This window comes from Erwinia sp. E_sp_B01_1 (assembly GCF_036865545.1).
GTDB lineage: Bacteria > Pseudomonadota > Gammaproteobacteria > Enterobacterales > Enterobacteriaceae > Erwinia.
The window spans coordinates 548,103-571,082 of the sequence record NZ_CP142208.1 but is presented as its reverse complement, the minus strand read 5'-3'; the positions used below and the strand labels follow the sequence as shown (position 1 = coordinate 571,082).

21 protein-coding genes, 1 other RNA gene and 1 pseudogene are annotated in these 22,980 nt (G+C 54.8%); 6 read left to right on the top strand and 17 right to left on the bottom strand.

All coding sequences use genetic code 11. The features are described 5' to 3' along the window. Positions 1-65: 65 nt before the first annotated feature. The 3 genes from VRC33_RS02665 to rsmI all read right to left on the bottom strand — a co-directional run bounded on the left by VRC33_RS02665 (position 66) and on the right by rsmI (position 2,185). Positions 66-635, bottom strand: a complete 570-nt coding sequence (locus VRC33_RS02665; RefSeq protein WP_338560588.1) for a UPF0149 family protein — start codon at positions 633-635, stop codon at positions 66-68. 283 nt (positions 636-918) lie between these two features. Continuing rightward, an RNA gene (gene rnpB / locus VRC33_RS02660) (RNase P RNA component class A) lies at positions 919-1,295 on the bottom strand. 32 nt (positions 1,296-1,327) lie between these two features. Beyond that, entirely contained in the window at positions 1,328-2,185 is an 858-nt protein-coding gene (gene rsmI / locus VRC33_RS02655) for a 16S rRNA (cytidine(1402)-2'-O)-methyltransferase (RefSeq protein ID WP_338560586.1), read from the bottom strand. A gap of 62 nt (positions 2,186-2,247) precedes the next feature. Between rsmI and VRC33_RS02650 the strand changes: the two genes are divergently transcribed. The 4 genes from VRC33_RS02650 to dolP are packed head-to-tail and all read left to right on the top strand — an operon-like array spanning position 2,248 to position 5,881. Beyond that, complete coding sequence (locus tag VRC33_RS02650) at positions 2,248-4,329, top strand: penicillin-binding protein activator (protein ID WP_338576879.1); 2,082 nt, start codon at positions 2,248-2,250, stop codon at positions 4,327-4,329. Continuing rightward, a complete protein-coding gene (locus VRC33_RS02645; protein WP_338560583.1) occupies positions 4,287-4,679 on the top strand; it encodes a YraN family protein in 393 nt (130 codons plus the stop codon). The genes VRC33_RS02650 and VRC33_RS02645 overlap by 43 nt, the downstream gene beginning before the upstream one ends. Before the next feature lie 28 nt (positions 4,680-4,707). Continuing rightward, positions 4,708-5,298 carry a DnaA initiator-associating protein DiaA gene (gene diaA, locus VRC33_RS02640; protein WP_338560581.1) on the top strand — a complete coding sequence of 197 codons (591 nt, stop codon included), beginning with the start codon at positions 4,708-4,710 and terminating at the stop codon, positions 5,296-5,298. Between the two features lie 10 nt (positions 5,299-5,308). After that, the gene (gene dolP, locus VRC33_RS02635; RefSeq protein WP_338560579.1) at positions 5,309-5,881 is read left to right on the top strand and encodes a division/outer membrane stress-associated lipid-binding lipoprotein; all 573 of its coding nucleotides are present in this window, start codon (positions 5,309-5,311) and stop codon (positions 5,879-5,881) included. Positions 5,882-5,990: 109 nt separating this feature from the next. Here dolP and VRC33_RS02630 read toward each other — a convergent pair whose 3' ends face one another. The 11 genes from VRC33_RS02630 to pmbA form a co-directional block, all read right to left on the bottom strand. Beyond that, positions 5,991-7,901 (bottom strand): PRD domain-containing protein, encoded by a 1,911-nt coding sequence (locus VRC33_RS02630; protein WP_338560577.1) that lies wholly within the window; start codon positions 7,899-7,901, stop codon positions 5,991-5,993. 145 nt (positions 7,902-8,046) lie between these two features. Continuing rightward, positions 8,047-8,787 (bottom strand): KDGP aldolase family protein, encoded by a 741-nt coding sequence (locus VRC33_RS02625; protein WP_338560575.1) that lies wholly within the window; start codon positions 8,785-8,787, stop codon positions 8,047-8,049. Then, positions 8,784-9,905 (bottom strand): DgaE family pyridoxal phosphate-dependent ammonia lyase, encoded by a 1,122-nt coding sequence (locus VRC33_RS02620; protein WP_338560572.1) that lies wholly within the window; start codon positions 9,903-9,905, stop codon positions 8,784-8,786. Before VRC33_RS02620 ends, VRC33_RS02625 begins: the two co-directional genes overlap by 4 nt. Then, positions 9,889-11,022 carry an amidohydrolase/deacetylase family metallohydrolase gene (locus tag VRC33_RS02615; RefSeq protein WP_338560570.1) on the bottom strand — a complete coding sequence of 378 codons (1,134 nt, stop codon included), beginning with the start codon at positions 11,020-11,022 and terminating at the stop codon, positions 9,889-9,891. The genes VRC33_RS02620 and VRC33_RS02615 overlap by 17 nt, the downstream gene beginning before the upstream one ends. A 74-nt stretch (positions 11,023-11,096) precedes the next feature. After that, positions 11,097-11,741, bottom strand: coding sequence for a DUF4310 family protein (locus tag VRC33_RS02610; protein ID WP_338560568.1), 645 nt, complete (start codon positions 11,739-11,741; stop codon positions 11,097-11,099). Positions 11,742-11,754: 13 nt separating this feature from the next. Further along, the gene (locus VRC33_RS02605) at positions 11,755-12,531 is read right to left on the bottom strand and encodes a DUF4311 domain-containing protein (RefSeq protein WP_338560566.1); all 777 of its coding nucleotides are present in this window, start codon (positions 12,529-12,531) and stop codon (positions 11,755-11,757) included. A 69-nt stretch (positions 12,532-12,600) separates the two neighbouring features. After that, positions 12,601-12,897 (bottom strand): DUF4312 family protein, encoded by a 297-nt coding sequence (locus VRC33_RS02600; RefSeq protein ID WP_338560563.1) that lies wholly within the window; start codon positions 12,895-12,897, stop codon positions 12,601-12,603. Positions 12,898-12,900: 3 nt separating this feature from the next. After that, a complete protein-coding gene (locus tag VRC33_RS02595) occupies positions 12,901-13,263 on the bottom strand; it encodes an SFCGS family glycine-rich protein (protein WP_338560560.1) in 363 nt (120 codons plus the stop codon). Positions 13,264-13,336: 73 nt separating this feature from the next. Continuing rightward, on the bottom strand, positions 13,337-13,675 hold the full coding sequence (locus tag VRC33_RS02590) for a glycine dehydrogenase (RefSeq protein ID WP_338560557.1): 339 nt from the start codon (positions 13,673-13,675) through the stop codon (positions 13,337-13,339). A 429-nt stretch (positions 13,676-14,104) separates the two neighbouring features. Beyond that, entirely contained in the window at positions 14,105-14,488 is a 384-nt protein-coding gene (cybC, locus tag VRC33_RS02585) for a cytochrome b562 (RefSeq protein WP_338560555.1), read from the bottom strand. A gap of 88 nt (positions 14,489-14,576) precedes the next feature. Next, complete coding sequence (gene pmbA, locus VRC33_RS02580) at positions 14,577-15,917, bottom strand: metalloprotease PmbA (RefSeq protein WP_338560552.1); 1,341 nt, start codon at positions 15,915-15,917, stop codon at positions 14,577-14,579. Positions 15,918-16,082: 165 nt separating this feature from the next. Here pmbA and yjgA point away from each other — a divergent pair, with 165 nt between their 5' ends. Next, a complete protein-coding gene (yjgA, locus tag VRC33_RS02575) occupies positions 16,083-16,625 on the top strand; it encodes a ribosome biogenesis factor YjgA (RefSeq protein WP_338560550.1) in 543 nt (180 codons plus the stop codon). A 175-nt stretch (positions 16,626-16,800) separates the two neighbouring features. On the opposite strand, the gene mpl is transcribed toward yjgA, so the two are convergent. Further along, positions 16,801-18,156 carry a UDP-N-acetylmuramate:L-alanyl-gamma-D-glutamyl-meso-diaminopimelate ligase gene (gene mpl / locus VRC33_RS02570; protein ID WP_338560548.1) on the bottom strand — a complete coding sequence of 452 codons (1,356 nt, stop codon included), beginning with the start codon at positions 18,154-18,156 and terminating at the stop codon, positions 16,801-16,803. A 168-nt stretch (positions 18,157-18,324) separates the two neighbouring features. Here mpl and fbp point away from each other — a divergent pair, with 168 nt between their 5' ends. Further along, positions 18,325-19,323 (top strand): class 1 fructose-bisphosphatase, encoded by a 999-nt coding sequence (fbp, locus tag VRC33_RS02565; protein WP_338560545.1) that lies wholly within the window; start codon positions 18,325-18,327, stop codon positions 19,321-19,323. A gap of 67 nt (positions 19,324-19,390) precedes the next feature. Here the strand turns inward: fbp and VRC33_RS02560 are convergent, their stop codons facing one another. Both VRC33_RS02560 and VRC33_RS02555 read right to left on the bottom strand, forming a co-directional pair. Next, the gene (locus VRC33_RS02560) at positions 19,391-20,953 is read right to left on the bottom strand and encodes a methyl-accepting chemotaxis protein (protein WP_338560543.1); all 1,563 of its coding nucleotides are present in this window, start codon (positions 20,951-20,953) and stop codon (positions 19,391-19,393) included. A gap of 361 nt (positions 20,954-21,314) precedes the next feature. Further along, positions 21,315-22,877, bottom strand: a pseudogene (locus VRC33_RS02555) (methyl-accepting chemotaxis protein). Positions 22,878-22,980 lie beyond the last annotated feature (103 nt).

Genomic DNA, 22,980 nt, shown 5'->3' with positions numbered 1-22,980 from the left:
CCATCAAAAATCCTTTTACAGCGAGTCCTTATCAGGCCCGGCGTGCCGATCGGCATCACCCCTGACTACTCTGCTGTACGCTGTGCTGACCAGTACTGGTAAATTTCCAGGGCTGCCTTGCGGATCGCCTGCTGGCTTTCTACATAGGCTTCCGGGGTCATTTGCTCAAGTCTTGGAAGATTGTCTTCTTTACCGTGCAGAGCGATGGTATCAAGCGCAGGAAGCAGGCTCTCCGGTAACGCCGACCAGTCATCCAGCTCCATGCCGCGAAGATAACCGTAACACCAGTCTTCCACCACCTCATAATCCTGCTCATCAATAGTCTGATAACCGAACAGAGGCTCAAACTGATCGGGCGCGGTAGAGAGCCGTTCAGCCGTATCATTCAGATGCTGGAAAATAAGCTCATTGAAGTGGGTTTCGTCGGCTTCACTCGGCCAGAGAGGGACATCCCCTTCTCCTCCCCATAAGGCCGTCAACCAGGCTCCTGAAGGGATTTTGTTGGGACTGGAAAGGATCGCGGTAAACATCCCGTCAAGCTCAGAGATATCCAGCACGGAGTCTTCATTTCCGTGGTTCATAAGAGCCTCATCCAGCCACTCAAGTTCTTCTTCGTTTAACGGTCCACTTTTCACAAGGTCTCTCCTCAGGTGCTTTAATCATTTCGTAACTGGCATACCTTAGCAGTTTACAAACCATAATAGTTGATGCTGACCATTAAGCCGCTTTCCTTTCATAAACAGCGTCGTGGACAGTCATTCATCGTGCCCTGAAAAGCAAAAACCCCGCCGGAGCGGGGTTCTTATTTAATAGTGAAGCTGACCGTTAAGCCGCTTTCCTTTCGTAAACAGCGTCGTGGACAGTCATTCATCGTGCCCTGAAAAGCAAAAACCCCGCCGGAGCGGGGTTCTTATTTAATAGTGAAGCTGACCGTTAAGCCGGGTTCTGTCGTGGACAGTCATTCATCTAGGCCAGCAATCGCTCACTGGCTCAAGCAGCCTACCCGGGTTCAGTACGGGCCGTACCTTGTGAACCCCTATTTGGCCTTGCTCCGGGTGGAGTTTACCGTGCCACGAACTGTTGCCAGCCGCGCGGTGCGCTCTTACCGCACCCTTTCACCCTTACCTGATCCCACAAGTGGGCCATCGGCGGTTTGCTCTCTGTTGCACTGGTCGTGGGCTTGCGCCCCCAGGCGTTACCTGGCACCCTGCCCTATGGAGCCCGGACTTTCCTCCCCTCTGTCTGTCTCCCCCTAAGGGGGACGGCAACAAAGCGGCGACTGCCTGGTCAGCTTCGGCGCGGATAATAGGGCATTCCGCGCGGTTTGTCACCCCTCTTGCTGCTCCAGGGCGTACTTATACAGCGCATTCTTTTTCACCCCGTGAATTTCCGCCGTTAATTGCGCGGCTTTTTTCAGCGGCAGCTCTTTTTGCAACAGCGCCAGAGTCCGCAGGGCTTCAGGGGGCAAAGCCTCCTCTTCAGCATGGAAACCCTCAACGATCAGCACCATCTCGCCTTTGCGGCGATTTTCATCTTCCAGCACCCAGGCTAACAGCTCACCCACCGGTGCGCCCTGAATAGTTTCCCAGGTTTTGGTGATCTCGCGCGCCAGCACGACATAACGTTCGGCTCCCCATACCGTCACCATATCCTGTAGACTCTCCAGCAGACGGTGGGTAGATTCGTAGAAGATCAGCGTGCGGGGCTCCTGTTCAAGGGCGCGCAACGTATCGCAGCGACCTTTGCTTTTGGCTGGCAGAAACCCTTCGTAACAGAAACGATCGGACGGTAAGCCGGCGGCGCTCAGTGCTGTAATGGCGGCACAGGCGCCCGGTAACGGCACTACGCGGATACCGGCTTCACGACAACGGCGAACCAGATGGTAGCCCGGATCGTTGATAAGCGGCGTGCCGGCATCGGAAACTAAAGCTATGCTTTGCCCTTCCTGCAGCTTAGCGATCAGCGTTTCGGCCTTGTGCTGTTCATTGTGATCGTGCAATGCGAACAGGCGCGCATTGATGGCGAAATGTTGTAGCAACAGCCCGGTATGACGTGTATCTTCCGCTGCAATCAGATCGACGCCCGCAAGCACCGTCAGCGCACGCTGGGTGATATCGCCCAGGTTACCAATCGGTGTTGGAACGATATAGAGCGTGCTGGCAGAAATATCATCGCGTTGTTTCATTGTTTGATCCGAATTGCCGATTTAATATTGAGCATCTTGAAAAAAACATCACTGGATACAGTATGCTTCCTTCGAAAGTCATTCATAACAAAGCAGGACGCTGCATGCCTGTTCTCCTGGCCGCCCTGTTCTTTGCCGGGTGTACCGGTCAGGGCCCGCAAACGCCACAGGCGAATGTGCAGGGCGCAGCTACGGGCACCTCTGACTACTATCTGCAGCAAATGCAGCAAAGTTCAGATGATAACAAGGTTGACTGGCAATTACTCGCGATCAAAGCGCTGTTAAATGAAGGGAAGTTCCCTCAGGCCAACGATCAGCTTTCCAGCCTGCCGCAAACGCTGAACGATACCCAACGCCAGGAAGCGCTGCTGTTACAGGCTCAGATGAAAATCATCCAGCAGGATGTGCATGGCGCAACTGACCTGCTCAAACAGGTGGACACCGGTTCACTGTCTAAAGATCAGCTGGCACGTTTCTATCAGTTGCAGATTGCCGCTAACCAGGGGCGTCCTTCTCTGGAAGTGCTGCGAGCCTGGATTGCTCTGGAGCCGCTGCAGCAAAATCCAGCCGATAAGCAGAAAAATATCGATGCGACCTGGCAGACGCTGGTGCAGATGACCCCACCGCAGATCAACAACATGGTGATCAACGCGGATGAAAACACCCTGCAGGGCTGGTTAGACTTGTTGAACGTGTATAACGCGAACAGCAAGGATCCGGAGATGCTGAAAGCAGGCCTCAGCGACTGGCAGACGCGCTACCCGAACAATCCGGCGGCGAAAATGCTGCCCACCGCGTTGAGTCAGGTGCAGAATTTCCAGCAATCTTCTACCGGTAAAATTGCGCTGCTGCTGCCGTTAAGCGGGCAGGCTCAGGTCTTTGCTAACGCCATTCAGAAAGGCTTCAACGACGCCAAAAACGGCGTTCTGACTCAGGCCTCAGCACCGGCTCAGGCTCAGGATGGCACCACGCCTCCTGCAGACGGCTCTGCCCAGCCCACTGACGCCACCAATCCAGCAGACCCCGCTGCGGCCGTCAGCCCTTCAGCAACCCCGATTGAAGCCCCTCAGGGCAACACCTCGCCGGAGGCTGATGCGAATGCAGGCCAGCAGACTGCCGCACAAAGTGGCAACGTAGCGCAAACGGCACCGCCTTCCAGCTCAACACAAATCCAGGTTTATGACACCAGCACCCAGCCGGTGGATCAGGTTCTGGCGCAGGCGCAGAAGGATGGCGCCACGCTGGTAGTCGGTCCGCTGATCAAAAGCGACGTAGAGAAGCTTGCCACGGTGCAGACACCGCTGAATATCCTGGCGTTGAATGAGCCGGAGTCAGTACAGAACCATCCGAATCTTTGCTACTTTGCGCTTTCTCCTGAAGACGAAGCCCGCGATGCCGCTCATCATATGTGGGACCAGGGCCGTCGCGCCCCCCTGCTGATTGTGCCACGCAGTTCGCTGGGTGACCGGGTCAGCAAAGCCTTTGCTGCAGAATGGCAGACGCTGGGTGGCAGCACGGTACTGCAACAGCAGTTTGGCTCGAAAGGCGAGTTGAAGCAGGGAATTAACAGCGGAGCGGGTATGCGCCTGAGCGGTACACCGATCGCCACGCAGCCGGCTCAACCCCAGGGTGTCACCATCGCGGGTCTGACCATCCCCGCCCCTGCTCAGGAGCCTGCGCCAGCCGCTGCTTCAGGGGATAACGGCAGTGTGGACTCAGTCTACATTGTGGCTACTCAGGACGAGATGGCGCTGATCAAGCCGATGATTTCAATGCGTGTCAGCAGCCGTAGCATGGTGCAGATCTATGCCAGCTCGCGCAGCTATCAGGCGGGTGCAGGTCCAGACTACCGTCTGGAGATGGAAGGGTTGCAGTTCAGCGATGCGCCGCTGCTGTCAGGCTCTGACCCGGCTCTGATGCAGCAGGCAGCGAAGACCTTCAACAACGATTATTCGCTGGTTCGTCTGTATGCCATGGGCGTGGATGCCTGGACACTGGCCAACCACTTTAACGAAATGCGCCAGATGCCCGGCTTCCAGATCAAAGGGGAAACCGGCAGCCTGAGCGCAACCCAGGATTGCGTCATCAACAGGAAGTTGACATGGAGCCAGTACCGTCAGGGGCAAATCGTTCCGGCAAACTGAGTCGCCAGCAAACGGGGGCGGGCTATGAGCAACAGGCCCGCCGCCTGCTGGAGAACGCAGGATTGATCTTTGTTGCGGCAAACGCCCGCTTTCGCGTCGGGGAAATTGACCTGATTATGCGCGACAGGCAGACATGGGTGTTTGTCGAGGTGCGTTATCGCCGCAATGCGCTGTTTGGTGGCGCGGCTGCCAGCGTGACCCGCTCCAAACAGCAAAAGCTGCTGCGTGCCGCCGCTCTGTGGCTCAGGGGACGCAACAGCAGTCTGGAAACGGCAGACTGCCGCTTTGATGTGATAGCGATAACCGGGACGCAGGTCGACTGGTTACCCAATGCCTTTACGGCTGAGTGAAAACTCTACGACATACCAGGTGAATGAAGTGCTGGAAAGAATAAAAGTGTGTTTTACCGAAAGTATTCAGACGCAGATTGCCGCCGCCGAGGCATTACCGGATGCCATCTCAAATGCGGCAATGACCATGGTGCAGTCGCTGTTAAACGGCAACAAAATTCTGAGCTGTGGCAATGGCACCTCCAGCGCCAATGCCCAGCATTTTGCCGCCTGCATGATTAACCGTTATGAAACCGAGCGCCCAAGCCTCCCGGCCATCGCGCTCAGCGCCGATAACGTGCTGCTGACGGCGATCAGTAACGATCGTCTGCACGATGAAATTTACGCCAAGCAGGTCCGGGCTCTGGGCCATGCGGGTGACATTCTGCTGGCCATCTCAACGCGCGGCAACAGCCGTGATATTGTGAAAGCCGTGGAAGCAGCAGTAACGCGTGATATGACGATCATCGCGCTTACCGGTTATGACGGCGGCGAGCTGGCCGGTTTACTGGGACCTCACGATGTGGAAATCCGCATCCCCTCGCACCGGAATGCGAGGATTCAGGAAATGCACATGTTAACTGTGAATTGCCTGTGCGATTTAATTGATAACACCTTATTTCCCCACCAGGACGTTTGAAGGAGCTTAAATGAAGGCATTATCTGCAATTGCCGTAGTACTGACCGCGCTGATGTTACAGGGCTGCGTGGCAGCAGTGATCGGCAGTGCTGCGGTTGCGACCAAAACCGCCACCGATCCCCGCACCGTTGGCACTCAGGTGGACGACGGCACCCTGGAACTGCGCGTCAGTAATGCGCTGTCCAAAGATGAGCAAATCAAAAATGACGCACATATCGTGGCCACCGCTTACCAGGGCAAAGTCCTGCTGACCGGCCAGTCACCTACTGCTGATATTGCCAGCCGCGCCAAACAGATCACTATGGGCGTAGACGGTGCTACTGAAGTGTATAATGAGATCCGCACCGGCGATAAAGCCACCTTTGGCACCGCCTCTTCGGATACCTGGATCACCACCAAAGTTCGTTCGCAACTGCTGTCGAGCGATCAGGTTAAATCTTCCAATGTGAAGGTCACTACCGAGAGTGGAGAAGTCTTCCTGCTGGGTCTGGTAACAGATTCTGAAGCGAAGGCGGCGGCAGATATTGCCAGCCGGGTTAGCGGCGTTAAGCACGTCACTACCGCGTTTACTATTCTGAAGTAGCCTGATTCTGCCCGTGCCTTTCCCGGCACGGGCTGTTCTGATATCTCTCCGCCCCCTCCCCAGTAGTTCAGCCCTGTTTACGGGGATTGCACTTTTCAACGTTCAGTGGTTACAACCGGCTTAAACAATCCATTGCCACCGCTTTAAAGCTGTCGAAATCGCCGCTATCCCGCAGGCGGGTCATCGCCCTTTCCCGCATAAAAGTGACGAACAGATCGTAAATAGCCATCGCCTCTTCATATTCGGTTTTGCTGATGGCCAGCAGGAAAATGACGTAGGCCGTTTCATCTCCCCAGGCGATGCCCTGTGGCGCCAGCACGGTGTAGACCACGGTTTTTCTCGCCAGCAGTCCCAGCGAGTGCGGCAGGGCTATCCCTTCCCCCAGCATGGTGCTGACAATAGCTTCGCGTTCCTCCACGGAATCACAAAAATCATTATCGACCACCCCTTCCTGTTCCAGCTGCTGGCAGAGCATCCGGAACAGACCGGCCTGAGTTACCGGCTCGTTAATGATGCGGAAGTGGCTGGCATCGAAGTACTTCTCCAGCATGTAAGGGCGGGTGCGATCCACCAGCACCAGCTTGCCAATTTGCTCCAGCTGATACTCCGTAGGGAACGGCGACATCACCACCACCGGCTTGTCTTTTTCGCTCAGGCGCGCGGTGGAAATCACGAAATCTTCTTCAATGCTCTCCTGCTGCTCATATTCACGCAGCGAGACGATATTGCCGACGATGATCTGCGGGTATTTTCGTGTCAGCATGGCCTGGATCATCCGTATCGTGGAGTTGCCGGTATCGCAGACCAGCAGGATCCGCGGATGACGCTGATAGCCGACGTTATAGTGCCGCTCAAGCCCGACACCGATATGCAGCACCAGAAAACCAATCTCATTTTCGCTGATCACATACGGGGTATATTTCCCCCAGCTTGAGACCGCCGCCAGCGTCACGTCGTAGGCCATAGGATAGTGCTGCTTGATGTTGGCCAGTAACGGGTTGGGAATGTTGATCTGATAGCGCACGCGGGTGATCATCGTTTTGATGTGCGTCAGCAGGTCTGCCCGGAGCTGAGCGTCGTTCTGCAGGTTGAAGTTGTAGTGCGTGTTGATGTAGCTGAGGATATAGTCCACCAGCGTCTCACCGTCATCCGGGCTGATGGCGCTGGGTGCCATCTCCTCTATACGCCGTGCAGCGATGTTCACGCGCAGATAGGCCTCTTCCGAAGAGGAAATGGCCTTGCCGGTAATGGGCCTCATCAGGTTGATGATATGCCGGGCTGCATCACGCACATCCTCCTCCACATCTTCTGCACTGAAGTCGGATAGCGGATAGCCCTCGCTGATACGCCTTACCGCCACCGCGCAATAGAGCCTCAGATAGAACTCGCTGTCATCCGTCATCCGGATATGAAAACGGCTGAAACAGAGGTGCAGCAACGGCTGAAGCGTTCCCAGCATTCCGCTGTTCAGCGCTTCCAGGTTCAGCAGCGGATCTTCGCTGTCCTCCTGAGCAATCTGGTACAGCAAATCCGTCAGGCAGGTGCGGATAGCCACTTCGCTGCCAAACAGTTTCATGCCATAACGCGGCTTGGTTTCTATCGCCAGCTGGTAACGAGCCAGCCACTCCCTCACTTCAGCCATATCGCTTTGCAACGTGGCCCGGCTGACAAACCACTCATCAGCCAGATCCTCCAGCTTCAGGGAGAAAGCTGAAGTGAGGAAACGGGTCAACAGATAGTGAACACGGGCGGTGGAAGTACGGGGGACGCGCAAATGTGAAGGCGACTGCTGTTGCAGCTTGCTGTAACGCTCAGCATCCTCAACTTTAAGCTGATAGCCCTCCCCCCGGTTCAGAACAAAACGTACGCCGTGATCGGCCAGCAGTTCATTCAGGGCGGTGATATCCGTGCGGACGGTGCGGGTTGATACGTCAAAACGTCGCGCCAGTTCATCCTGGGGCAACGTCTCGTTTTGTAATACATCAAACAGCTGGGCAAGGCGTTGGTTTGGGAATCTCACGGATGTTCCTTGTTATTAATCGGCTCGGGCATCTCCAGTGTGCAGGTGGAATCCTTTCCCTCCACTGATGCTGGCATGGTTTTCCGGCAAAGGGAAGGAGCATAAGAGTGCGGAAAAGGCGGGCATGACTGCCCGCCAGGGAGCCTTAACCGACCAGCTTCTTAGTCATCGCCAGCAGGGTGCTGACGTCAGCCGGACGGGTATTACCGGAATCTTTATCAATGATCGAACTGTAAACGTGCGGGATGATTTTGGGCACGCCCGCGTCCAGCGCGATCTGCAGGATCGCTTCATAGTTTTCCAGATCGATGCCGCCGGTAGGTTCCAGCCAGAAATCCTGTTCAGCACAGGCTTTGGCTACGGCTTTGAACTCATCGATAGATTTCAGGCCGCCCATCGGGAAATATTTCACCGAACTCGCGCCCATATCTTTGAGCATCGCAATCGCCGTTTCAACCGGCACGATGGCATCCGTAGCTTTGGAGCTTAACGGGCCGGTGGAGATCTTAACCTGACCTACAGTGCCGGTCGGCGAAATCAGCGCGTTAACCACGGTCTGGTTCTGCCCAAGCAGCGCCCGGCTGGTTGCCGCACCGGTGAACACCTGGTTCACATGCTGAGGCTGCACTTCAGCCGAGATGGCGCTGACCATCGCGGACTGGTTAGGATCGCCTGCCCCCAGACCGACGGAGAGCGCATTGTCGATCAGGGCGGCATACTCACGCATATCAGCCACGGCACTTTCCACGCTGTCATAGTTTTTCGACAGCACGCCCACCAGCACATGGCCTTCCGCAGCCTGCCAGATCTCACGGGCGTTCTCTTTGGAACCGGCCAGCACGTTCAGGCACACGCGGTCCTGGTAGAATTTTGGGGTCAGCGTCATGCTTTTTTCTCTCCTGCCAACAGTGATTTAATACAGAGATAAATGGTGTTCAGCTGCTCTGGCGTTACGCTGCGCACATCCACTTCCACGATGCCTTCATTGGCTTTATATCCACGGAAGTAGATAGCGATTTCGCCTGTCTTCAATGCCTGAACCAGGTCGCCCGTGGTGTGGCCGATAACTGCCTCATCAAAATGAATTTCAGTACGGGCAATGTCACGCCCTGCCGCGTCCCAGACCACGCGGGAAGTGATGCCAGCCAGCGAGTTAAGGTTGCTGATAAACGGCGTCATTTTTTCCACCATCTGTGCGCCGGAGACTTTCTCCTGCACCAGATAGTTTTCAATCGCCTGCGTCAGGCCAAGGATGCCCTCTTTGCCCACTTTCATCGCCCGGCCAATGCCCTGCGACTGACGCTTAACCCACTCAACGTGCTGTTTGCGGCCCATTACCAGCCCGCTGGTCGGCCCTTCAATGGCTTTCGCGCCGCTGTAAATCACCAGGTCTGCGCCGTACTGGTAGTAACACTGCAAATCCTCTTCCGCCGCCGCATCCACAATCAATGGGACGCCATGCTTACGCGCTACCCCGGCAGCCTGTTCGACGCTGAGATGGCTTTTCTGCACGCAGTGGTGAGACTTGATATAGAGGAGCGCGGCAGTCTGTGGCGTGATCGCCGCAGAAAGCTGATCGGCGGAGCATTCGTTGGCATACCCGGCCTCCACCAGACGACCACCGCCCATCGCGACCATAGTGCCCACTGGGGCACCGAAATTCACGTTATGGCCCTTAGGCACTACGATGTCGTGCGGCACGATCAAGGGCGTGGCGTGAAGATTTTCCAGCAGCCAGTCATCATCTTTGACAATCACTGCCGCCACGGACTGAGCGATACCGGCCGAGGCACAGGAGACCACTACCGCATCTTCCGATCCCAACAGTTTCGCAATATAGGCACCGGTCTTGTTGACCAGGTCTTTCATCTCAAAATAGTGATTCAGGCCATAATTGACCGTCTCAACCACGTCAGCGCTGGGGGTGGAAACACCCAGAATGGTCATGCGGCCGGAGGCATTAATGACCTGCTTCAGGCCATATTTTTCATAAATCGAAGACATGATGCTTTTTCCCTTCGTCGGTAGTGAACCACTGACCGCCAACCACGGCGGCCAGCGGAACCAACTGCTTTTCACCTGAAACCGACAGCCCTTCGGAGTCGGTAAACAGGCAGGTTTCCTCACTGACATCAAAAATAGTCAGGTCGGCATCCATTCCCACTTCCAGCCGCCCTTTACCCTGCAAACGCAGGCCATCCGCCGCTTTGCGGGTAACACAATCGATGATTTGCGGCAGGGTCATGCCCACGTTAAAGAACTTGGACATCACGTGGGCCAGAGTGTAAACAGGCCCGTTGAGGCGATTACGGCAGTAGATATCTGAGCTGATGCTGTGCGGAAGAATGCCCTGGGCAATGGCAGCACGGGCCACCTCAAAGCTGAAGCTGGCGCTGCCGTGACCGACATCCAGCCGGACACCCCTTTGGATAGCAAGCCTGACGGAAGCACGAAGCTCTCCGGCAGGCGTCAGGATACGGTTAGGTTTGCCGTTGTAGCAGTGGGTGATGATATCGCCGCCCGTCAACAGGTCAGCAATCTCATCCAGATCCGGCGGATTATTGCCGATGTGCACCATCAGGGGAAGATTGCCATTTTCCTGCTGGATCTCTTTCGCACGGATCAACGGATTAATGCCGTTGGCCCCCACCACGCTGCTGCTCATGCGCGCCTTAATACCCACGATAAAACCGGGCAGACGCTGTACGGCATCGCGCACGCCAACCTTGTCAATCTGGGTCATATCTGCCAGTTCATTCTGCGTGACAATCCCGGTGCGGGCGATGTTCAGCAGCGCATAAACCTGGGTGCTGGCCGACCGGGTGAGCTGATAAAACTCATCCACATCATCGGCACCTGTACTGCCAGCATCCACTACCGTGGTCACGCCAGTTTCCACCCCGATCCGGTCCGCTTCATCATGATAAATGGGCGACTTTGGGTAGCAATGCACGTGGGAATCAATCCAGCCAGCACTCAGCCAGTAACGCCCTGCCAGGTCATATTCCTGCACGGCTGGCCCCTGGACTTCACCCAGTGCGGCAATCTTTCCCTGTTTCAGGGCGATATCTGTCAGGTCGCCACCGGCCAGACGGGCACGGCGGATAATAAGATCAAACATTGCACACTCCTTATTTCACCGGAATGGGACATCCGTCAAAGCGGTTTGCCCTCTCCGGACAAACCGCCGTTACTTCAAAGCGCGACCGGGAAAATGGCACCCAGCAGCATTGCGCCCAGGATAGCGCCACCGGTGATCGGTTTGTTCCAGAGATAGAACAACAGCGCACCCACCAGCGATCCCAGCCCGATCGGAATAGAGGCGGTCATTGCCGAGAGGATGATCAAAGGCCCCAGGAACCGGCCAGATGAGTTACCTGCGCCCATCATCACATCGGCACCGTAGGTGGAGTCGCTGTTATTGATGGTGAACTTACGCGCCAGGATAATCAGATAGCCAATCGCCACACCTATCACCAGACCCGTGACCAGCGAAGCAGCAAAGTTCGCCACCGGGTAGATGATGCCTGCGCCCAGCAGCAGCGCTGGCACGCCCAGGCCAACACCGGTCTGGATTGCACCACCGATATCCAGGATCCCAACCAGCGATCCTTCGATGATACGGGCGAACAGGAAGCTGGCCCCAAAGGCCGCTACGGCACCGTAAACGCCCGTCTCCATGCCGGAACGCAGCATTGAGACGAAAGCCACTTCGTTAAAGGCTCCAAGGCCATAGGTGTAGTACATGTGTGTACCCGCAAACACCCCGGCAGAGAGCAGCCCGACAAAAATCGGGAAAGACCAGTCGGCATACCAGAAACCGCTTTTTGACTCTTCCATTATTAGGGTCCTCTTATTTACCGCTCAGGGAGTTGTGGATCATCTCCAGCCAGCCCGGAACACCCAGCTGGAAGGATTGCAGCATCTTCATATCAAAGCCGCGGAAGAAACCGCTCAACACGAATAGCAGCACGATTGCCGTCATCATGATTTTGGTAACTTTGTTCCAGCCGCTCTCTTCAACCCCTTTACCGATCAGAATACCCAGCACCAGACCCGGTACGGCGTTACCCATGATCAGCTGTGCCAGACCGCCAAAAATAGTGGCCCAGAAGCCCGATTTTTTACCGGCATCAATCGCTGCCAGCCAGAAAATCACCGGCATGATGGTGTTAACCAGCAGGTTCGCGGCAGGTACCAGCACTTTCACTGCGGTAACCTGTAGTGCTGCCGGCACTGCTGAAGCCGTAGAGTTAAGGAAGGCCACGACGATCATGCCGATGATGCCGCAGGCAATCGCCATCTTTTTCGGATTGTGCAGCGTGTCAGCAACGTTGCGGTTTTTCACCATCAACGCAGCCGCACCCCAGTGAGGAATGATGCGGTGATCAACGTCCTGAGTGAATGAACCAGCGGCCACGGAAGACGCCCAGGCGTTGAAGAAGAAACCCAGACCAAAAGAGAAGTGAGAAGCCGGATCGCCTTCACAGGAATTCAGTTCACCCAGTGTACGAAATGCCCCCATCCCCTGCGTAGTTGGTGCGTGAAACATGCGCGCCGCACCTGCGCCGACGCCCACACCGACAAGACCGCCGATGATGAGCGACTTTAAGAGAATAATTAAAAACATCAGTCTTTCCTTTCAGGCTTACGCCAACGTTTTTAAGTCATGGTTATTGCTGCCCGGACGGGCAGGGCTTTATTGCGTAACGAAATCGATCTTATCTGTGTCGATTACCGTTACGTTGACGGTAATATCCAGCTCCACGCTGTAACTCCGCCGCTCTCTCGCCAGGAAAAAGAATAAAAACTTCTCTTTTCTGACGCTCTGCCTGGCCTGAACCACCTTCACATCCTGAGGTTCAATCCGCAGCAGAACTTTGTTGGTCGCTTTCAGGACCGTGTTTTGTACCCGGCTCAACGCATCGGCAAAGGCACGCTCCCTGCTGTCGCCTTTGCCACTGACGTTCACCGTGGTGGTGAAGTTTTCCTTCATCGATCAGCTACCGTGCTTCTTGGTCCACGCCTGCACCAGACGCTCACCCAACTCTTCTTTGTCCATAAAGCCAAAGCCCAGCACCGTGGCGCCTTCGTTGATGGCGGTCACACCTTCATCAATTGAACGCATACCGTGTTTGGCTTTGTAGCCATATTTGTTTTGAGCGGTGATCGCACCGGCGCCGCCGCTGCCACAGAAGGAGATGCCGAATGAAGCATTTTCAGCTTTCATTACGTCGCCCAGTTTCATATCTGCCGCCACGCCTGGCACCACTACGGCTTTCCCACCGGCTTTCTCAACGCCTGCGGCAACTTTCTGGCCTTTACCTAAACGATCGCCGATTACTACGATGACTTGTGACATAGTCTGTTCCTCAATAGGGTCTTTCGAATCAAGTGTTGCAGCGGGCTAATCCCTCTGCGTATCAATGCTGGGGTTACTCGTTTTCTTTTGCCACTTCGAAGTGGACAGAGAGCAGCCATGCCTCTTCTTTTGGCAGGTTGCCAAACAGATCAACGACCTGCTGCGCCAGCGCCATCGATTCTTCAGAAATATCCTCAAACAGCTCTTCTTCCACTTCCGGCAGCGGTTCGCCGGTCAGTGAACGCAGTGCCATCGCTTTCACATGGGACGCCAGCATCTGTTGCTGCACTGCGTTGGGCACAATCGCTTTAGCTGCAAACAGACCCGCAATCTGCCCCATCACTTTGTCAGCCAGCGCCTGAATCGCCTGGTCACTGTCAGCCGTACTCACCGATAACGCTCCGTTATTCACCCTGCGCTCCTCATGTTTCGTTTCGGCCCTGGCCTGAAACGCAATTTTTTCGCGATGAAAATAAACTAACTTTCCGCGAGCCCGCTGTGTAGCCCGACTTTTTCCACTTCGAAGCGGAAATAGCGCCTCAGGATGTGCTCTGGCCCACAAAATCGTTATTTCGTGTAAAAAAGAGAATAAAACCTGACGAATATCACAATAAACCTCTCTTTATTGCTGAATTCATGCGGGAACAGGGGAAGTTAAGGGGGAATGGCGATGGGTTAAATAACTTAAGATAGGAAAAACTTATCTCACGGAAATGAAAACTCCACAGCCTGATAAAATTCCGGCGTCGAAGATGTTTTCAGCGTGGAAATAAAAAGCTGAAAATGAGATCCGACAGAATATTGACATTCTTACTCTGCGGACCCCGTTTAACCTGGAACGTTAACGAAACTTTTTATGATTCTCGTCGCGGGTGTCGGCAAATTTCTTTGCTTCCTGCTTTGCACCGTCCAGATTGCCCGCCTCTGCCAGCTTCATACTGGTGTCGATTTGGCCAGTCAGCTTGTCCAGACCCGCCCGGAAATCGTTCATCTGCGGACTGTCAGAAGGCTGACCTTTTAATTTATCCGGGGTTTGAGTCTTCGCGTCCTGCGCAGCGCTCCGCATATCGGTCAGGGCTTTTTTAAATTCGGCTATATCATCTGTTTTATTCAGCGTCCGCAGGCCGCCTTTCAGGACATCCATATCATCTTCCAGACTCGCCAGCGCCGAAACGCTGGTACAAAGCAGGGAAGCAGTTAACACCATCATTAACGTTTTACGCATCGCTCAGTTCCTTTATTTTTCTGTGAAAAGCACGACAAAAAAGGGTGGCCAAAAGGCCACCCCATAATAATACGCAAAAATGACGAATTTACTGCCCGGCAATTTTCATTTCGGGCAGCAGTACGGAACCGCACTGAATATTGCTGCGCAGCTCAATATCGCTGCCGACGGTGACCATATTGCGCCACATGTCTTTAAGGTTACCGGCAATAGTAATCTCACTGACCGGGTACTGAATCTCGCCGTTCTCAACCCAGAAGCCTGCGGCGCCACGCGAGTAGTCGCCGGTAATGCCACTGACGCCCTGCCCCATCAGTTCGGTAACCACCAGGCCGGTGCCCATTTTCTTCAGAAGCTGGTCAAAGCTGTCGCCCTGCCCGGCAATACGCCAGTTATGGATGCCACCGGCATGACCGGTGGTTTTCAGCCCCAGTTTGCGGGCCGAGTAGTTGGTCATCAGCCAGGTTTGCAGCACGCCATCTTTGATAATATCGCGCTGCTCGGTGCGCACGCCTTCGCTGTCGAACGGTGTGGAAGCCAGCCCTTTCAGCAGGTGCGGTTGCTCCTGGATGGTCAGCCATTCTGGCAGGATCTGCTGGCCCAGGGAGTCCAGCAGGAAAGTGGATTTGCGGTAGACGCTGCCGCCGCTGATTGCCCCCACCAGATGACCAAACAGGCCGGTTGCCACTTCTGCAGCAAAAATTACCGGGGCTTTCATGGTGGAGAGCTTACGGGGAGAGAGACGGGACAGGGTGCGGCGGGCGCACTCTTCACCGACCCACTCAGGCGATTTCAGATCTTCAAAAGCGCGGCCAATGGTATAGGCATAATCGCGCTCCATCTCGCCATTGACTTCAGCAATCACGCTGCTGGAGATGGAGTGACGGCTTGAGGAGTAGCCCTGAATCATTCCGTGGCTGTTTCCGAACACTTTCATGCCGACATGGCTGTTGAAACTGCCACCTTCGGTGTTGGTGATGCGCTTGTCTGATTTCAGTGCGGTCTGCTCGGCGCGGGCGGCCATTTCAATCGCGCGATCCGGATCGATATCCATCGGGTGGAAGAGATCCAGATCCGGCGCATCAAACGCCAACAGTTCCCGATCCGCCACGCCAGCAAAAGGATCCGGAGAGGTGTATTTAGCAATGTCGATGGCGGCCTGAACGGTGCGTTTGATCGCTTCAGGGCTGAGATCGGTAGAAGAAGCGCTGCCTTTACGGTTTTGATGATAGACGGTGATGCCCAGCGCACCATCGCTGTTAAATTCAACGTTTTCAACTTCGCCGTAGCGGGTACTGACGCTGATACCGGTCGTTTTGGTCACGGCAACTTCCGCCCCATCGGTGCTGACTTTAGCCAGTTCGAGTGCTGTCGCTACCGCCTGTTCGAGGGTTTTACGCTGTTCTGCAACTTGGGAGAGTAATTTCATCGACCTACCATATAATTAACAGAGGGCTTTGCTGGCCTGAATCAAAACGCCAGATTGCCACACTCTTTAGTGACTAAGGTTCATTTGAGTCTAACAGACTCAGAGAACAATTTCGCAGTAGCCTCGTAACCTGATAGCATGAGCCTCTTTTTTAGGGAGCCCCCCATGACCAAACAGCCTGATGACTGGCTTGATGATGTACCAGATAACGAAGAAGAAGAAGACGAAGAGATTATCTGGGTCAGTAAAAGTGAAATTAAACGTGACGCCGAGGAGCTCAAGCGCCTGGGTGGAGAGCTGGTAGAGTTAGGTAAAAACTCGCTGGATAAAATCCCGCTGGATGAAGATTTGCGTGCCGCTATTGAGCTGGCGCAGAAGATCAAGAAAGAGGGCCGTCGCCGTCAGATGCAGCTGATCGGTAAGATGCTGCGCTCACGCGATGAAGATCCGATTCGTCAGGCACTGGATAAGCTAAAGAACCGTCACAACCAGCAGGTTGCGCTGTTCCATAAGCTCGAAGTGCTGCGCGATCGTCTGGTAAATGTGGGCGATGATGCGGTACCGGACGTGCTGGCGTTATATCCTCAGGCAGATCGCCAGCAGTTGCGCTCCATGATCCGCAACGCGCAGAAAGAGAAAGCGACCAACAAGCCACCAAAATCTGCCCGCCAGATTTTTCAGTATCTGCGCGAACTCGCAGAGGCCTGATCGGCATGGGCGGAGTAAACTCCGCCATCAGAACAGGGCTTTTCAGCAGCATGGGCGGGACAGATTCCGCCCCTGAAGCTTATGCACTTTTCATCTGCAGGGCTGAGTGCTTCAATCCCCACACTTTTCAAACAGCTTCGACCCGCTGATTCTGACAATCACCGGGCCTTTTCTGTTACTTCGCCAGCCTGTCCAGCAGCTTTTGATGAATACCACCAAACCCGCCGTTGCTCATCACCAGAATGGTATCGCCCGGATGCGCGGTTTTGGCAATCATCTCCACCAGCGTATCCACTTCTGCACTCCAGTGTGCCGGTTGCACACAGGCATCCGCCACTTCAGACACCTGCCACGGAATATGGTGAGGCTGTAGCAGGAAGACTTCATCTGCCCGCGCCAGGGCCGGCGCCAGATCGTCCTTACTGATGCCCATCTTCATGGTATTGGAACGGGGCTCCAGTACCGCAAGAATACGGGCCGTGCCGCCAACCTTGCTACGGAGCGCGGTCATCGTTGCCAGGATCGCGGTGGGATGGTGGGCGAAGTCGTCATAGACCTTCACGCCATTGGCTTCACCGCGTAACTCAAGACGACGGCGGGCGTTGATAAAATCATTCAGCGCCAGGCCCGCATCTTCCGGCTTAATGCCAACGTGACGGGCGGCAGCAATGGCCATCATGCCATTGTGCATGTTGTGCTCGCCCACCAGCGCCCAGTTCACTTCTGCCACCAGCTCACCGTCCAGCCAGGCTTCCCAGCGTGAGGCATCCGGTGTCAGTTTCTTCGCCTGCCAGCGTCCGTGTTCCCCGACGCTTTCCTGCTCGCTCCAGCAGCCCATCGACAGGACCTGCCTGATGTTCGAGTCGTGCTCCGGCAGCAGGATTTTCCCCTGCCCCGGCACGATACGGACCAGGTGATGGAACTGGCGCTGAATGGCACGCAGGTCGTCAAAGATATCGGCGTGATCGAACTCAAGGTTATTGAGGATCAGGGTGCGCGGGCAGTAATGCACGAATTTGGAGCGCTTGTCGAAGAAAGCACAGTCATATTCGTCCGCTTCGATCACGAAGAATGGGCTTTTTCCTAAAGTTGCCGAGACGTCGAAATTGCCGGGCACGCCGCCGATCACAAAGCCAGGTTCAAGGCCACACGCCTGTAAAATCCATGCCGCCATCCCCGCCGTGGTGGTTTTTCCATGCGTACCGGCTACGGCAATCACCCAGCGATCGCGCAGCACGAAATCATGCAGCCATTGCGGGCCAGACAGGTAAGGAATGTTACGTTCAAGCACCGCTTCCACGCAGGCGTTGCCACGGGTCATGGCGTTTCCGATGATCACCAGATCGGGGGCAGGATCGAGCTGGGAAGCATCATAACCCTGAATCAGATCAATACCTTGCTGTTCAAGCAGGGTGCTCATCGGAGGGTAAACATTGGCGTCAGAGCCGGTGACCTCATGGCCTAAGGCGCGGGCCAGCACGGCCAGTCCGCCCATGAAAGTGCCACAGATTCCCAGGATGTGAATACGCATAAATGGTCCGTTAACAGGTAAGTCCGGCGCACAGTGTAGCGTCCTCATCGCAAGGAAGAAACGGATTTGCCCTATGTTCTTTAGCGTTCAATCGGCTAAACTGCGTACGCATACGTTGGCAGTTTGTTATTCAGGCTGCCGTTCAACCGCAGATTCAGGGATAGTGTTATGAAAACGTTAGGCGAATTCATCGTCGAGAAGCAACACGACTTTCCTCACGCCACAGGTGAACTGACGGCGCTGATTTCAGCCATCAAGCTGGGCGCGAAGATTATTCACCGCGATATCAACAAAGCCGGACTGGTGGATATTCTTGGCGCCAGCGGCGCAGAGAACATTCAGGGCGAGCAGCAGATGAAGCTCGATCTGTTTGCCAATGAGAAACTTAAAGCAGCATTGAAAGCGCGCGGGATTGTTGCCGGTATCGCCTCTGAAGAAGAAGATGAAATTGTGATCTTCGAAGGGGTGGAAAACGGTAAATATGTGGTGTTGATGGATCCGCTGGACGGCTCGTCGAACATTGACGTTAACGTCTCTGTTGGCACCATCTTCTCCATTTACCGCCGCATTACCCCGGCCGGTACCCCCGTGACTGAGGAAGACTTCCTGCAGCCGGGTAACCAGCAGGTTGCTGCCGGTTACGTGGTTTATGGCTCCTCCACCATGCTGGTTTACACCACCGGATGTGGCGTGCACGCCTTTACTTACGATCCGTCACTGGGTGTCTTCTGCCTCAGCGCGGAAAAAATGGAGTTCCCGGAGACGGGCTATACCTACTCCATTAACGAAGGAAACTATATTCGTTTCCCTCAGGGCGTGAAAAAGTATCTGAAGTTCTGTCAGGAAGAAGACCAGCCTACCCATCGCCCTTATACCTCGCGTTATATCGGCTCGCTGGTAGCGGACTTCCACCGTAACCTGCTGAAAGGCGGCATCTACCTCTACCCAAGCACCGCAAGTCACCCACAGGGCAAACTGCGTCTGCTGTATGAGTGCAACCCGATGGCCTTCCTGGCCGAGCAGGCAGGCGGTAAAGCCAGCGACGGTAAAAACCGTATTCTGGATCTGACGCCAGAAACGCTGCACCAGCGTTCTCCGTTCTTTGTCGGCAATACCGACATGGTGAACGATCAGGAGCGTTTCCTGCGCGAATATCCGGACGCGTAATCAGCACCGGAAGCAGGAAAGAGAAAGGGCGATCGCAGGATCGCCCTTTTTGTTTGTTTACGCGTTATCAGGCATGGCTGAGTTTAAACACCGCCATCGACTGCACCAGTTGCTGAGACTGCTCCTCCAGCGATTGGGTAGCCGCGGTAGCCTGCTCCACCAGCGCGGCGTTTTGCTGGGCAACCTCATCCATCTGCGTCACGGCCAGATTCACCTGTTCAATGCCACGGCTCTGCTCCTGGGAAGCGCTGGAGATCTCCTTCATCAGCGTGGTCACCCGCATCACTTCCGTAGCAATTTCGTCCATCGTCTCTCCGGCTCGGGTCGCCATCTGCGAGCCTTCACTGACCCGGTGTTGTGACTCGGCAATCAGCTCGCGGATCTCTTTTGCCGCTGTAGCGCTGCGCTGCGCCAGGTTGCGAACCTCGCTGGCCACCACCGCAAAGCCTTTGCCCTGTTCACCTGCGCGAGCGGCTTCCACTGAAGCATTCAGCGCAAGGATATTGGTCTGGAAAGCGATGCCGTCAATCACCCCAAGAATGTCGCCAATGCGTTTTGAACTGCTGGAAATTTCCTGCATCTTCTCCATCACATAGCTGACCACTTCACTGCCTTTGTCGGCGCTGTCTGAGACCGAACGGGCAAGCTGGTGGGCCTGGCTGGCATTCTCTGCATTGAGCTTAACGGTGGCCGTGAGTTGTTCCATACTTGCTGCCGTCTGCTCCAGAGAAGCGGCAGATTCTTCGGTACGCTGCGAGAGATTGAGATTCCCGGAGGAGAGTTCCCGACTGCCCGTGTCGATCTGCAGGCTGGCATCCCGCACCCGGCTGACCGAAAGCTGTAACGAAGTCTGCATTTCAGCCAGGGCGTTATTCAGGCGGCCAAGCTCGTTGTTGCCGCCTTCCGGCAGCGCCTGAGTCAGATCGCCCGCCGCAACAAATTCCAGATGCTCAATGGCTGACTCCAGCGGTTTAAGCAGAATGGCCCGCAACAGCATCCAGGAGAGAGTCAGCAGGATCACGGTCAGGATGCCGCAAAAAACGATCAGCATGGTCAGAACCCGCTCATTTCTGGTGGCCTCTTTGAGCTGGGCATCCGTTACCTGAGTGGCATACAGATTAAAATCTTCCACCGCCTTTGAAAACGCGGCATTCAGTGGCGTCAGTTTGCCTTCAAGCACCTGGTAATATTCATCAGTGTACTGTTTTTGCAGGGCTTCCATCATCGGATTAATGCCCTCTGACAGGTAGTGTTCATAGCTGGTGACTATGGCGTCTGCCAGGGTTTTACCGTGGGCGGTAACCGTCCCGGCGTCCACAAATCTTTTCAGTTCTTTGTGTGAGGTTTCAATATATTTGGCGGACCGTGCGGTGATAGCGCTGCCCTCATCAAGCAGGCCAATTTCTATTTTTCTCACCGATAAAGCCGCCGAGGTACGGGCGCGCAGTAAATTGTTGTTAGCCAGAAACAGGCTGTTCAGCTCAATTCCCTGAATACGGTTCACCACATCCAGCGACTTGTTTCCTTTGTTGATGGCGACAATGCCCATTACGCTGACCATTAACAGCATCAGCGTCATAAGCGCTAATAAAACTAATAACCCGGTTCGTATTGAAATTTTTGTAAGCATTGGCTGGTATACCCTAAGAAGGCTGATAATCCGTAATCCCCAAAAAGCGAAGAGATTATCGGCAGGGCTATTTAAATATTTAGCATCGGTAATGTAATCCCAGCCGGACGGACGGAACCTGACGGGTCAGCGAGGGTGAAAATGGCGTGTGAGGTCAGGATTAACACTATTTTTGTAATGTAAAAGTTGCTGATGACAGTGAATATCACTAACCAATCCCCTCCCTCACTAAAATGCTGAACAGTGGCAGATAAGGCAAATTCAGCCGGTTTTTGTGCCTTTATCTGCGCGACAAGCTGAAAAGGCGATCTTTCGATCGCCTTTAAACATCGTTATTGCTGAAGCCGGGATGCTCTGGCAATCAGCCGTGGCTGACTTTAAATACCGCCATCGACTGCACAAGATAGTCTGCCTGCTCCTGCAGTGACTGCGTGGCAGCCGCAGCCTCTTCCACCAGTGCGGCATTCTGCTGCGCTACGGCATCCATCTGCGTCACCGCCAGATTGACCTGCTCAATTCCCCGGCTCTGCTCTTCGGACGCCGTGGAGATCTCTTTCATCAGGGTCGTCACCCGCATCACTTCGCTGGAAATTTCATCCATCGTCGTCCCGGCTTTTGTCGCCATATCTGAGCCTTCGTTGACCCGGGTCTGAGATTCGCCAATCAGTTCGCGAATCTCTTTCGCCGCCGTGGCACTGCGCTGCGCGAGATTACGGACTTCGCTCGCCACCACCGCAAACCCTCTTCCCTGCTCACCGGCGCGGGCCGCTTCGACCGAGGCATTAAGCGCCAGGATATTGGTCTGAAACGCTATCCCATCGATCACCCCAAGGATGTCGCCAATACGCTTCGAGCTGTTAGAGATCTCCTGCATTTTCTGCATCACATAAGTCACTACGGCACTGCCGCGATCCGCGCTGTCCGAGACAGAACGCGCCAGATGATGCGCCTGGCCGGCATTCTCAGCGTTGAGTTTCACCGTGGCGGTTAGTTGTTCCATACTCGCCGCCGTTTCTTCCAGTGAAGAGGCTGACTCTTCGGTACGCTGCGACAGGTTGAGGTTGCCTGAAGCCAGCTCCCGGCTGCCCACATTAATTTGCAGACTGGCATCGCGCACCCGGCTCACCGAGTTTTGCAGCGAATCACGCATCTCTGTCAGCGCCCCGTTCAGTCGGCCAAGTTCATTTTTACCCGCCTGCGGCAGCGCCTGCGTTAAATCGCCGGCCGCAACGTATTCCAGATGCTCAATGGCGGTATCCAGGGGTTTAAGCAAAATGGTCCGCACCACACCCTAGGAAAAGCAGAGCAGAAACAAAGTCATCACGCCACAAAAAGCGATCAGCAGCGTGAGGACCTTTTCATTGTGTGACGCCTCACTCATCCCGGTATGGGTGATGCCGTTGGCGTACTCTTTGAAGGCTTCCACGCTTTGGCTAAATGCGGCGTTGAGCGGGCTTGTTTTGGTTTCAAGCAGCCGATAATAGGTTGCAAGATCCTGCTGTTGCAGCGCGACAAGCATCGGCTGAATGCCTTCGTCCACCAGTTTTTCGTAGGTGACAGTTATCTCATTCGCCAGCAATTTCCCTTTTTCAGTGACCGTACCCTGGTTGAGGAAAACCTGCATTTCACTGCGGGCTCCCTCAATGTAGCGGGCCACGCGTTGCAGATTCTTCTTCGCCTGTTCCGGATTCCCCTGTTCACTCTCCCTGACCACCAGCGCCGCGCTTGTCCTTGCCCTTAGCAGGTTGGCATTCACCTGAAACAGGCTTTGCAACTCCTCACCCTGAATCCGGTTAACCAGATACAGCGATTTCGTGCCTTTATTGATGGCAACAAGACCCATACTGCTGACGCTGAGTAACATCACTGTCATCAGTCCCAGCAGCACCAGTAAGCAAGTTCGTATTGAGATCTTTTTAAGCATAATTTTGTCTGACCTTTTAGTAGGCTGATATCCATGAAGCCTGTAGTGAACTGGATATCGACCTGTGGCCCCGTAGCTTTACCCCGGATCGCCTGCGTGCAGG